Raw genomic sequence first — 12,592 nt, 5'->3', positions numbered from 1 at the left:
TTATATATATTTAATTAAAATATATCACAACACAATTTAGGCTTATGATTAATTAGGAGCATTAGTTATTTACCTGCATCTTTTGGCACCATAAAGATAATAGATAATATTGAAAGTACCCCGAATATTACGTTCACTATAATACCAACGGAAGCTGCAGTTTCAAGATTTCCATTTGCTGCAATTGCACCGTAAACAGCTGCAGAAATCGCTACGCCGAAGGCACTACCTAGTGAACTTGCCATTTTATAAACTCCAGCTGCTTCACCGACTTTGTCAGCAGGAGCATTAGATACAGATGTATCTGTTGAAGGTGTCGCATAAATTCCAAGACCAAGTCCAAATAGCGCAAATCCAATGAATACGACAATCGTATAAGTAAGATCAGGTAAGAAGGTTAAGCCCATCATCGCAACACCAACTGTCGTAATTAAGGCACCCCATATCATTGGTGATTTTGCGCCAACTCTTTGTAATATTTTTTCACCGACACGTATCATCGCAAGTACAGCTACTAAATATCCTAATGATAACATACCGGATTGGAACGAGTTAAATCCACGCCCTACTTGTACATACGTATTGGCTACAACTAGTGTACCAGCAATCGCATTTAGCAAGAAATTGGAAATAGTTGCACCTGTATATGGTTTATTTTTAAATACATCAAAATCAATCAGAACGACATCTTTGCTTTTTTCAACTTTTATGAAAACAATAAAACCAATGATTGTAAGAACGATAAGACCAATAGAAAGTGGGCTTGACCAGCCTAATTTTGAACCATAATTAATAAATACATTCAAAGCTATCATTGTGATAATGAAAACAACTAAGCCCGTGTAATCGAACTTAAAAGAATCATTAGATTCTTGTTTACTTTCTGGCGTATCTTTCAATAGAAACATCCCGATAATCGCAAAGACTATAGAAAAAATGAAAATCCATCTCCACCCCAAAGAGGTTGCAATTGCACCTCCAGCAAAAGATGCAATTCCTGAACCTCCCCAAGAACCGATGGACCAGTAACTTAGAGCGCGCTGGCGTTCTTTCCCTTCAAAATAAGCTTTCATTAATGCAATCGTTGAGGGCATAATACATGCAGCAGAAAGCCCCTGAATGACACGCCCGATAATTAACAATGCCGATCCTTGCGTTAAAACTAGGCAAAGTGAACCAACGATACTTAATATGAATCCAATATTTGCAATTCTCTTACGACCAATTTTATCGGCTAGTCCACCAGCAGCAACAATAAACATTCCTGAGAACAAAGCAGTTAAACTAATAGCGATATTCACGGTTCCAAGTGAAATATCCAAATCTTCTTGAACAGCCGGAACCACATTGACCATTGCTTGTGCAAATAGCCAAAATGTTATTACCCCAAATACTATTCCTGTAATCATTTTATTTGTTCCTTGATAATTTGTTTCCAAGACTAAAAACCTCCTACTAATTCAAATAAAGCAAACGTCAATACTATTCAATACTATTTCCAAATTCTCTTTAATTATTTGCAACTAATTAGAAATAATAGGCCGACTATAATAATTTGTTAGCTTATTTTCCGAAATGGTGGATAAACTAATATATCTTTTTTTATTCAATTCCCCTAATTCTTCATATTGAACTTTAACATAAAGAAACTATATAAAAATAATAAGTCATTATTTGTGCACCTTACTTTAAAAACAGTTAATTATTTCAACAGCGTTAACAGCAATAAAGGGATATTAAAATTCAACTGAGCAAGAACCACAAACACTTTTCTTTAACATTCAAAAAAGCCATTGAAGCTTAACAGCAACAATGACTTTTTATATAATCGCTTTTCTGATATCCAAAAAATGAATCTCATTAATCGGCCCTTGAGTATTATGGACCCATTCAGCCGCTTAGGAAACGGCATGGCAAAGAAATGTGGCCGCTTTAAATTACAAACCCTCTAGACGAATCCTTTAACCTTTCCCCTCCTTTCGCACAATTAAGTGTTTATCCAAAAGCCAATAAATTGATGCTTTTTTGCTTGATTAAATAGGAGAGAAAAATTGAATTTTCTTCAAATCTACTTTAAAATCAGTCAATGGTTCATCCCTCTATTCACCTTATGTTATTTTAAACATACGTTAAATCTTTATCTATCTAAAATAAATCAAAGAAATAAACTTAATGTCTAATGGATTTTATAGGCGGTGTAAGAAGTAGTCTATTTTTGCACAACAGATCGGAAGGTTCATGTGTCTATGTAATTTTTAGGATTTTGTATTATTAAATCATTGCCTAATGACAAAGAATAGTGACACTGAAAAAAGGAGAGATTGCTTTGACATGGGACATTTTAAACATCATTGGTACCTTTGCATTTGCGATAAGTGGTGCACTTGTGGCAATAGAAGAGGATTATGATATATATGGAGTTTACGTTTTAGGTTTAACTACCGCATTTGGAGGAGGTATTATTCGTAATCTGTTAATTGGAATACCGATTGAGGACATTTGGGAGCAGGATTTTTTATTCAAAATTGCTTTGTTAGCTATTACTATTGTTTTTATATTGTCTCAAAACTGGATTGACCTTTGGATAAAGTGGATTGTATTTTTTGATGCTATTGGTTTGGCAACGTTTGCCATTCAAGGTGCAAACTATGCAATCTCAATTGACGCTCCATTAATTGCTGTTGTCATTGCAGCTACAATGACAGGGTCTGGTGGCGGGATGTTACGAGATGTCCTTGCAAGAAGAAAACCAATGATTTTTCAATCAGAAATCTATGCCTTATGGGCTGCATTAGCAGGTCTGGCTATAGGTTTAAATCTTGTACGTGGGCCCTATGCCATATTTATCCTCATAGCGTTAATTGTCATATCCAGAATATTATCTGTCTATTTTAGATGGAATTTACCACGCAAAGTTCTTAAAAAACAGAAGAATATGGACTAAAATGATTCTATAACATATATTGCGCAATTCTTTATAAGAGAATTAATATAGTGATTTACATGGTGAGTGTTTGGCGTGATTATCTTTAAACCATAAGATGAATGTTTTAAGTAGATTATTGTGATGGTCATTGGTTAGGTAAATACGGATATTGAAGAGATTCTATATGTGAGCTTCTTTTGTGTGCAAGATAGGTAACTGATCCGTATGTGACAGCTTTTGTACAGGATCATGATTATGAAAATGAAATTTCGTCACTATTGTCTTTGAAATCAATAATTTTTTCGTTTTCTTTCATGTCTTCGAACACTGGTAGAGTCGTATTCCCCAAAATGTTCATCTCATACAGTTGACCCCTCTAGTTATTGTACTGTGTGCTAATCTAACTATGACGAATAGAAGTTTCCCATTTATCCTTTCTAAATATTAATATGTGTTTTGCCCATTAATGTTTAATGGTGAAATCATTCGTCCTAAGGTATTCAATAACTAATACTGTTTCTCCTTCTTCCGCTGCTAATTCTCCTCCTCTGGCAATTGTCGCTTGTTTTAAACCGTTAGTGGAGTTAGTCCATTCAGATAGTGAATTCATTTTATTATCAGTTTCTGTAATTGTGTCTTCCACAAACTGGTCATTATAAAGTATGACGTCATAATTACATATTTGAGTAAAAATTATAGTGAAGAAATTTGGTAAAAGAAGAATAAACAAAAAGTCGATTTCCTAAAGAAGAAAAGAAATCGACTCTTTAACGTTGAAATATACCTTACGAATAATGTTGTTTTATCGGTAGGTCTCTAATTATAAAGACGCAATGTTGGTTAGGATATACTTTCACTAAAATTTGTTTGAACATGCTGAATTAATTCTTTCTTTTGTGACATCCTTACAAAAATATTATTAGATAAAAGTGAGACGATAATAAGGACAGTACCAAGAAGATCGAACGTCGTTACATGGTTCCCTTGAAAAATCGATATTAAAAGTGTTGTCACGGGAACAAAGTTAATGAACAACAGTGCATTCAATGGTGACAATAAACTCACACCGATGTTCCAACCAAGTAAAGCAATGACTCCAGGGAATATAATCATAAACAATAAATGCGGAATTATTGATTTGATGCCATCTACTGATGGGATGGAAATATATCCAAAGAGAGTTGCCCCTACTGTAATAACAACTGCTGTGATTGTTCCTAGTAAACAGCTTACCGTAGAATAACGTAAAGCAGACCAACCACTAAACTCACTACCACCCATCGTGTAAATAACCCATCCAACAACTGCAATTAATATGAGCATTGAAGGAATAAAATTATCCGTCGCACCAAGAAATGCTTTAATATCACCTTTTGTAATCACAAACACAGCACCGACAAATGACACAAGCACACATATTAAAGTGAATAGATGAGGTCGTTTTTTAAAAATCATCCATATTATCACAATAGAAATCATTGGCATTAGTGACTCCATAATTGATGCAGCCATCACTCCTGATTCACCTAATAAATCTTCTCCCCAGAAGATGAAAAGATTATAGACCGTAAATGCCATAGTACCGAAAAACCATAAATGTAGACCTTTTCCTTCAAATCGAAAAGCTTGTATTCCCTCTTTCCATAATAGCAGCGCTACTAAAATTATCGTAACAAATCCATAACGAATGATTGTAAAATAGAAAGGATCAATATGTTTGAAAGCTGCATGCGCTACAGGAAACATTGCTCCCCACGAAACTGCAGCAATAAAACATAAAATAGCTCCTAACAATACACTATTTTTCAATTTTCCTCTACCTCCTTGAAAAGCTGACATATTACATCATCTAACTTATTGAGTATCTTGTAAAATGAATAATAATAATGATTATTATCATTTTTATTGATATCATAGAAATGAATATGAAAACATTAAAGGGTGGAATAATAGTGGAATTTAAGGACTTAGAGATTTTTCAAATGGTAGCGGAAAAAGGAACGATAACAGATGCGGCAAAAGAGTTTAGTTACGTGCAATCAAATATTACTGCGAGAATTCAAAAGCTCGAAACTGAACTGAATACCCCTTTGTTTAACCGGCATCGTCGTGGGATGAGTTTGACACCTGAAGGAAAAAAACTATTAATTTATAGTAAAAAAATATTATTGTTATCAGATGAAATGAAAAAAACCATTCAAAGTAATGAAGAACCGTCTGGAAAGTTAGAAATTGGAACAGTAGAAACCGTAATTCATTTGCCAAAAATATTATCAACCTATATTAAGAAATATAAAAATGTCGATTTGTCGTTATTTACTGGCGTTACGGAAACATTAGAAGAAGAAGTATTAAATCATGAGTTGGACGGAGCGTTTGTTACAGAATCGGACTTTCATCCCGATCTTGTATCGCATGAAGTGTTTCAAGAGGAGCTTGTATTAATTTCAGATATGCGCGCCTCCTCACTAGAAGAGTTGAAAGAGGAGCCGTTAATATGCTTTAGTAAAGGCTGTGGATACCGAGCACGTCTTGAAGCTTGGTATAAAGACCAAAACATTATACCGCAAAAAGTGATGGAATTTGGTACATTAGAAACCATCTTGCGTAGTATTGTCGTGGGACTTGGCGTTACATTCGTTCCAAAGTCAGCAGTCATCCATATGGAACAAAGTGGACTCATCCAATGTCATACACTTCCAGATCAATATAGTAAGATTAAAACCGTTTTTATAAGAAGAGCCGATACTTACTTAACTTCAACAATCGAAAAATTTATCGAAACAATCGAAACGAATCAACAAGTATCAATCAAACCAGTGAACTGCTGAAAATACGATTGCCTAATAAGTCCCTAAATTTTTACAGGTGGAGAAAAACAATTTTTCTCCACCTGTTTTTCCGTTTTAGTAAAGTATGGGCCCTCCCCACGATGCATATTCTCTTTGGGCTTTCGCTAAACCCCAAAGTTAGAATTGGGGAATCCTATTAGTTGGTATATAAAAAACTTTTGGCGGGATTTATTGGTATGCTTTTCTATTAATCATTCCAACTGAATCCAGTTCTATCAGTTTTTTACTTAGCATCCTCCCCACATAATCACCTTTCTCGTGTCATCCAAACGGCTGCAGTTACTTCCATTTTCAGCGCGCATTATCCAAAAATAGAAGTTAGCCTTATCGCCCGCATGACTGTTCAACCATTAGTGATTACTTTAATAGTCTTCATTTACCATTTCTCTTTTATATCGATTTTGTTTAATAGCTTCATCTAGTATTATTTCTTTCAAGAATCTTCTATTTTTTCGTCCATGCCAAACAACCCCGAATTATATTTTATTAAGGTGTAGCTTCTACGAAGGTATTTTTATTATTAATTGATTTATTACTCTAAATATTTTTTAAAAATATGGGAAGAATAAAATTTGTCATGAGTTTAAAAAAATTTTCACGTATAAATCAACAATATATTTAAAAAAGCCTTGAAAGGCGGTGCTTATATATCATGGGTAAAAAAGTTAAGCTATGGACAAACCAATATGTGATTATTATATTATTGTCTTTAGTAATGTTCGCTTCATTTTATATGATTACAGCAGGTTTCCCTATTTTTGTATCAACCATTAGTGATAATCCTGCGATTGCAGGGATCATGACCACGACATTAATGTCAGCATCACTAATTACGCGCTTCTTTGCGAGTGTAATTATTCAAAAAGTTAATATGAAATTACTCCTCATCATTTCCCTCATTTATTTTTTGGGCACAATCGGTCTTACTTTTGTAAACGACTCCATCGGATTTTTAATATTCATTAGAGCACTACAAGGTATTGGATTTTGTATGCTTACAAGTTTAGTCTTTACGATATCAAGTAATATTGTTCCTAAATCTCGATTAGGTGAAGGCATTGTCTTTTTCGCAATGTCTACAAGCGTTGGGACAACAATTGGGCCTCTAATCGCTATTTCTTATCTCGCAAATTATTCATTCCAATCAATGATGATGTTAACTCTCGGTCTTATGACTTTTTCATTATTGTGCAGTTTTTTCACAAAAAATACAGTTAAAATAGACAAGGAAAGTCCTCAGGCTACAAATAAAGAACCTTTCTATAAGTACATGTTCGATAAGCGCGTACTTCTTCCATGTATTTTGGTAGCATTCAATTATATGGCAATTGCAGGAACTGTCAACTTTATGGGCCCGTTTGGTAAAGAAATCAATGTTGGCGGAAGTATTTCACAGTTTTTTATTGCGCAGGGAATTGCTATGGTATTAATTCGTGCTTTCTCTGGTAAAATTTTCGATAGATTTGGTCACAGAATCCTTATTATTCCTGGGGCCATTTCAGGGGCAGTAGGTTTGATCTTGTTAGGTTTCTCAACTAGTATGTGGATGGTTCTCGTTTCAGGGGTATTATTCGGTATCGCATTTGCCATAATCCATCCAATTATTCAAGCTTGGGCATTAACACTTGTTCCCCCCGAGAAAAAAGCAACAGCCAATTCTATGCTTCTTATTTTTATAGATTTTGGTTTGGCCATTGGATCAGTAGGGCTTGGATTCTTAGCAAAAAGTGTTGGCTACGGTATGACTTTTGGTTATTCTGCAGTGTTTATGATTATTATTTTGTTATTATATCTAATTGGGAGCAGGAAAAAGGTAACATTAGAAGCTAATAAGGAAAAATCATCCTAACGAAATATACTAGCATACGGACTGTGTAACATTTCACACTGGATCACCGAAATCTGCTTGATGTTCTGGCCGTAAAAAAGACCATCGGAAATGATGGTCTTTTTTAAAGCATCTTTTAGTTGAAGAATAAAATTAATGCCTTTCCCCATGTGATCATTTTACTGTCTGTGCAAATTTAGACCCTTAGTGAGCCACGGAAACCCCTGGCAGCATAGTAGGAGTCTGCTCCATTGTGGTACACAAAGACAGTATCGTAGCGACGATCACAAAAGATGGCTCCTCCGTGTTTTCTAATATTAGCAGGTGTTTTCACCCAGCTCGATGTTTTTGTATCGAAATTTCCAAGTTTCTGCAACTCACGATATTGATTCTCCGTTAAAAGATCAATGCCCATGGCAGTAGCCATATCAATGGCGTTATTTTCTGGTTTATGTTTTTTCCTTGACTCCAGCGCTTCACGGTCGTAACAAAAAGACCTGCGACCTTTAGGACTTTCCGCTGAACAGTCATAAAAAATGTATTCGTCCTTCTCCTTATCATGACCAACAACATCAGGTTCCCCGTCAGTTCTTTCCATTTCATTAATCGACCACAGTTTTTCAGTATTAGCTTCCAGCTTTACTTGGACTTTAGCCCATTCAATCTCTCCATGGCGGTTCATATTTTTCTCAAAACGGGCTTTCAATGCTCCGAGTAATTCTTCACGTTGTTCTAGTGACAACTCCTTATTTCTCTTTGTCATATAATTTACCTCCTTATTATTTTACTCATAATGATTTAAGGACTAAACTGCGATGTTAGTTAAATATTCGAACTTTGAAATCCCTTATTCTGTATGAATATTGTCACTATAATTGTATCCTAACTGAATAAATCTCACACTATTTAAATTTACATATTCCTGCCATCATTGTAGCAGCAAATTAGCCACATAAAATGAATGACTCCCATACACGATACATCTTCAAGATGATCTCCACTAGTACTGAAATTAATAAAGAGATTCATCTACACCAACTTAGACACAGCTACGCAACTCAATTGTTGAATAAAGTACCCGTAGTTAGTTGAATAGAAAATTGATTTTTCAGCCCAAATTGCCTTTGTCCTAAGATTAGCTTAAATTCCCAAAATCGTTCTAATACGGTTTTTCTCTTCATTCTTATCCAAATACTCAAAGAAACCCAGTTGATTCCCCCAGGGGTCTTTAAAAGTTCCCCATTTTGCAGTGACTTCTTCACGAGAAAATATCTCAAAGTTCTCAATTCCCAACTCTTTAATAAGTCTATCTCTTTCAGCAATTATATTAGTAACCCCTAAACGTAAAGGTCCACTACCTTCAGAAGGTGTTCCTTCCGCAACTTGCAACCAACAACCAGGTAGGATTTCCCATTCGACAAATCCATCGTGTGGTATAAAATCAGGCTTTTTGTTTAGTAAAATTTCATACCACTTATGTCCTTGTTGAATATCAGTAACACGGACTTGATTAGTTATTTCAAAAATCATTTATTTCCCTCCTAGAATTTCATATTTTCTATAGTTTCTAGTAGTCGAATTAATAATCCTTCTAATGAAACTACCTGCCTCTTTAGTTTAACAAGAAAAAAGAGCTTTAGAACTCAGAAAGTTAAAGTAAAGCTCCCCTTAGTTGAAAACAACCAATGTTATAATCTCTCTTCTTGTATTGACTGTGAATAAGGCAAATATGTTATAATTAAATAGTCTAATAATTTTCATTATTCTAGACAATTTTTATTTTGGAGGTAGATATTATGACAAACAATAGAAATCTTTGCTTGGTAATTTATAAGGGGATTACGACTAGCTAATCAAACTGTTTAGCGTTTCCCCACATTTTGAAAGGGGAAAATTATTTGAATCAAACATTATTAGTTATTGATGCTCAACAAGAATTAATTGATGGGAATCAGAAAGAAAGTGAAGTTTTTAATAAAGTGCAACTTATCAGGAATATTAATTTACTGATCGAAAAAGCAAGGAAATCAGATGTTCCAGTTATATTTGTAAGGGATTTAGATGTTGCTGAAGGGAAAGGGAAAGGGTTTCAAGTTCACGATGAAATTAATGTGCCTTCTGATACACAGTTTTTTGATAAAACTGCAACCAATTCCTTTCACGGAACAGGACTTCTAAATCATTTAAGAACACAAGAGATTGAACATATTGTTATCATGGGTTGTAAAACACAACATTGTATAGATAGTGCAGTCAGAACAGCTACTATTAATGGTTTTGACGTTACATTAGTAGGTGATGCCCATTCAACAACAGACAGTGATTTTTTAAGAGCAGAACAAATTATAAAGCACCATAATGAAACTCTTCATGGTCATTACAATGTTGAACACTTTTCAATTGTCAGAAATTCAGGGGAAGACTTGTTTAGTCCAACCCATGACTCGTACAGGGAAGATTAAAAGTAGCACTTAATATCGTGATGCTTATCTTTGTGTTCATGAATGTACATTTTGCAAACCATGTACAGAAGATATGAAAAAAGTATGCCTTAACTGTGGTGGCGAACTTGTTAGAAGACCATGAAAACAACAAAATAGATGAGCGTTTGTTTCAGAATAAGCAGGGTAAGTTCCCTGCTTATTTTTTTATTTTAGTCCATATACGGATGTTAGATTCATTCTCATATCCAACTAATCAACCCGTTTAGTTGATTAACTTGATATTGTTATTCTTTCTTAAACTAAACTGCCACGGTGCTTGAATACTTTGGCGTAAGAGATACAAGTGTCACTCGTTTGTCCAATTCAGAACGTTTTCTAACTACAAGACCCGACTCTTCTAAACGACGAACGGACTTTGTAACTGTTGTATGGTTTATAACTAAAGAATTCCCTAACTAGTTCTGAGATTGATTATCTGTATGCTGTAAGTGCATTAATAATAGTTCTTGACTTGGGAATAAACCAATTTCTCGGAGTAAGTCAGCTGCCATCGTCCGATGAAATCGCACAAGTTCAATGATTGAAAAGTTTATTGGGAATTGTGAGTAATTAGCAATGCCCTCTGTTAGTATTCATTCTTTACTTATTACCAAAAAAGGTATCCTTTTTGATATTCCGTTTTGAAACATTATTATTTTGTAAATCTGTAGAAATAGAATCTACCATTGACTTCTGTCCTGCAATAAAGTATTTACCGTTGTTCTTATATAAAGCGCTAAACTTATCTATCTCCTGATGTAAGTCATTCCTTGAATCAAGGTAAGTTACACTTATTGAAGAATTGTTAGCAATTCCATCTAGTTCATCTTTATATATATATGACTTTTTGCTATCCATATAAAGTAGATGTATTTGTTTCTCGCTTCCATTCCCTTCTGCCTCTATTTGTTTTAATATCGACCGAAATGGTGTAATTCCAATTCCTCCGGCTATTAGGAGTGAGGGGCTGTCATCTTTTAAATAAAAACTCCCTACTGGCCCACTCATTCTAACTTTCATACCCTGTTTTAATTCCAACATTGCTTTCTTAAAATCACTTGGGTTATCACTAATACGCATTGTTAATTTAATATTATTTTCAGTAGGAGCAGATGCGATTGTGAATGGTCGGCTAGGATTTTTTACTTTCGAATGAGTAATGCTAAATAATCCATGTTGCCCTGCCTTCCAGGTTAAATCCTTTTCTTTTTCAAATAGGAAGGTTAATACATCCTCTGACTCCTTGTAGCTTTCTAAAAATAATAATTCTCTCTTTTTAAATATTGATAATGAATCTTGAAAAAAACTCATTTCCCTATCTCCTTGCTATCTATATATAAATTTGTACTTTTATAACAACGACTCAGTATATCGAGCCGTTGTTATGGCCGATTCGTTAGCTTAATTAGATAAACTAAAATAACGGATTCAGGTTTGGTCCTAAATTTCCCCTAACACTTTTTTAAGTTCATCGACCTTGCCCGCCCAACCAAATTTCGCACCGTTGAACGCTTGATCTTCTTTTTCGAATCCAGTTTGTTCAAGATGTAAGTAGGCTGTTCCCTCCTCTTGCTTCAATGTCCATGTGACTATAGTGTTTATCGGACCACCCACCCATGTATAAGATAATGTATAAGGCTCGTCCACTACTAATACTTCACAATTCACAATTAAATTCCATTGCTCATTTCGGAATTGACATTTATGTCCTACGATTGGTTTAAAGTCATTTTCCATTATCCATTTTGCAAGTGTATCTGAATCTGTTAATGCGTTCCACACCTTATCGATTGAACTTGCAAACTGAAAATCTAATGATACTTCTGCCATTATTTATTCCTCCTCTAACAAAATTTTTAAAAGTGCCACTTTTTCGTTCCAAAATTTCTCGTAATAGGATATCCAATCCTTAATTTCCATTAAAGGAGTTGCATTTATTCGATACCTTGTTTCTCTACCAACCTTTCGGTCAACCACTAAACCAGCTTCTTTAAGGATAGCCAAATGTTTAGAAACCGCGGTACGACCCATTTCAAATTGATCGGTTAATTCGTAAAGAGGTAACTCTTCCGCATCAGCCAACAAACGTAACAATTTTCGTCTTGTGGGGTCAGCGATGGCTACATAAACATCACGATCTTGCTTTTTCTCGTACAATTGCCCCCTCCCCCTTATAAAATGGACACCGATTAGTGTCCTAATTATATGACACTAATCGGTGTCCAGTCAATGTTATATTTAACATAATTGCATTAGTTTTATTCACTATCATCCTGTAAATTTCTTGAACTAACCTGCTGCGTTAGTTACGTGTAACATTTCACAGTGGATTTCTAAGATTTACTTGTAGTTTTGGATAAAAAAATAGACCATCGAGGTAGTGACCCCTTAAAGTTAGAGTTTTATTTATGCAGCTAATTGGCTGGCATGAGTTCGGTATTTTACCGGACTCATGCCGGCCAGTTTTTGTTTAATTCGATCGTTATTATAGTAATCGATATAC

Annotated in this window: 14 protein-coding genes and 2 pseudogenes; 6 read left to right on the top strand and 10 right to left on the bottom strand. The window is 34.7% G+C overall.

Annotation, left to right across the window (positions count from 1 at the left end):
* Positions 1-65 precede the first annotated feature (65 nt).
* On the bottom strand, positions 66-1,409 hold the full coding sequence (locus WAX74_RS00075; RefSeq protein WP_336496189.1) for an MFS transporter: 1,344 nt from the start codon (positions 1,407-1,409) through the stop codon (positions 66-68).
* 917 nt (positions 1,410-2,326) lie between these two features.
* Between WAX74_RS00075 and WAX74_RS00070 the strand changes: the two genes are divergently transcribed.
* Positions 2,327-2,944: a trimeric intracellular cation channel family protein gene (locus WAX74_RS00070; RefSeq protein WP_336495612.1), complete on the top strand. Its 618-nt coding sequence runs from the start codon at positions 2,327-2,329 to the stop codon at positions 2,942-2,944.
* Positions 2,945-3,389: 445 nt separating this feature from the next.
* Here the strand turns inward: WAX74_RS00070 and WAX74_RS00065 are convergent, their stop codons facing one another.
* Positions 3,390-3,569 carry a hypothetical protein gene (locus WAX74_RS00065; protein ID WP_336495611.1) on the bottom strand — a complete coding sequence of 60 codons (180 nt, stop codon included), beginning with the start codon at positions 3,567-3,569 and terminating at the stop codon, positions 3,390-3,392.
* A 197-nt stretch (positions 3,570-3,766) separates the two neighbouring features.
* The gene (locus tag WAX74_RS00060; RefSeq protein WP_336495610.1) at positions 3,767-4,735 is read right to left on the bottom strand and encodes a DMT family transporter; all 969 of its coding nucleotides are present in this window, start codon (positions 4,733-4,735) and stop codon (positions 3,767-3,769) included.
* 143 nt (positions 4,736-4,878) lie between these two features.
* Here WAX74_RS00060 and WAX74_RS00055 point away from each other — a divergent pair, with 143 nt between their 5' ends.
* Together WAX74_RS00055 and WAX74_RS00050 are read left to right on the top strand one after the other, a co-directional pair.
* A complete protein-coding gene (locus WAX74_RS00055) occupies positions 4,879-5,757 on the top strand; it encodes a LysR family transcriptional regulator (RefSeq protein WP_336496188.1) in 879 nt (292 codons plus the stop codon).
* Positions 5,758-6,430: 673 nt separating this feature from the next.
* Positions 6,431-7,627, top strand: coding sequence for an MFS transporter (locus WAX74_RS00050; protein ID WP_336495609.1), 1,197 nt, complete (start codon positions 6,431-6,433; stop codon positions 7,625-7,627).
* Positions 7,628-7,802: 175 nt separating this feature from the next.
* Here the strand turns inward: WAX74_RS00050 and WAX74_RS00045 are convergent, their stop codons facing one another.
* The gene (locus tag WAX74_RS00045) at positions 7,803-8,369 is read right to left on the bottom strand and encodes a DUF4256 domain-containing protein (protein WP_336495608.1); all 567 of its coding nucleotides are present in this window, start codon (positions 8,367-8,369) and stop codon (positions 7,803-7,805) included.
* A gap of 194 nt (positions 8,370-8,563) precedes the next feature.
* Here WAX74_RS00045 and WAX74_RS00040 point away from each other — a divergent pair, with 194 nt between their 5' ends.
* A complete protein-coding gene (locus WAX74_RS00040; protein ID WP_336495607.1) occupies positions 8,564-8,698 on the top strand; it encodes a hypothetical protein in 135 nt (44 codons plus the stop codon).
* A gap of 48 nt (positions 8,699-8,746) precedes the next feature.
* Here WAX74_RS00040 and WAX74_RS00035 read toward each other — a convergent pair whose 3' ends face one another.
* Positions 8,747-9,136 (bottom strand): VOC family protein, encoded by a 390-nt coding sequence (locus WAX74_RS00035; protein ID WP_336495606.1) that lies wholly within the window; start codon positions 9,134-9,136, stop codon positions 8,747-8,749.
* A 368-nt stretch (positions 9,137-9,504) separates the two neighbouring features.
* On the opposite strand from WAX74_RS00035, the gene WAX74_RS00030 reads away from it, so the two are divergent.
* Together WAX74_RS00030 and WAX74_RS00025 are read left to right on the top strand one after the other, a co-directional pair.
* Positions 9,505-10,068 carry a cysteine hydrolase family protein gene (locus tag WAX74_RS00030; protein ID WP_336495605.1) on the top strand — a complete coding sequence of 188 codons (564 nt, stop codon included), beginning with the start codon at positions 9,505-9,507 and terminating at the stop codon, positions 10,066-10,068.
* 19 nt (positions 10,069-10,087) lie between these two features.
* Positions 10,088-10,192 (top strand): annotated as a pseudogene (locus WAX74_RS00025) (DUF1272 domain-containing protein); the annotation flags it as partial.
* A 157-nt stretch (positions 10,193-10,349) separates the two neighbouring features.
* Here the strand turns inward: WAX74_RS00025 and WAX74_RS20940 are convergent.
* The 5 genes and pseudogenes from WAX74_RS20940 to WAX74_RS00005 all read right to left on the bottom strand — a co-directional run.
* Positions 10,350-10,493 (bottom strand): annotated as a pseudogene (locus WAX74_RS20940) (winged helix DNA-binding protein); the annotation flags it as partial.
* A gap of 196 nt (positions 10,494-10,689) precedes the next feature.
* Entirely contained in the window at positions 10,690-11,400 is a 711-nt protein-coding gene (locus tag WAX74_RS00020) for an FAD-dependent oxidoreductase (RefSeq protein WP_336495604.1), read from the bottom strand.
* A gap of 129 nt (positions 11,401-11,529) precedes the next feature.
* Positions 11,530-11,919 carry an SRPBCC family protein gene (locus tag WAX74_RS00015; protein ID WP_336495603.1) on the bottom strand — a complete coding sequence of 130 codons (390 nt, stop codon included), beginning with the start codon at positions 11,917-11,919 and terminating at the stop codon, positions 11,530-11,532.
* Positions 11,920-11,922: 3 nt separating this feature from the next.
* On the bottom strand, positions 11,923-12,246 hold the full coding sequence (locus tag WAX74_RS00010) for an ArsR/SmtB family transcription factor (RefSeq protein WP_336495602.1): 324 nt from the start codon (positions 12,244-12,246) through the stop codon (positions 11,923-11,925).
* Between the two features lie 249 nt (positions 12,247-12,495).
* The coding region (locus WAX74_RS00005) for an IS3 family transposase (protein WP_241600806.1) at positions 12,496-12,592 on the bottom strand (97 nt) is incomplete at its 5' end.

The sequence above is a fragment of the Psychrobacillus mangrovi genome (genome assembly GCF_037104765.1).
Taxonomy (GTDB): domain Bacteria; phylum Bacillota; class Bacilli; order Bacillales_A; family Planococcaceae; genus Psychrobacillus; species Psychrobacillus mangrovi.
The sequence above is the reverse complement of the archived record's forward strand: the minus strand, read 5'-3'. Positions and strand labels throughout refer to the sequence as shown.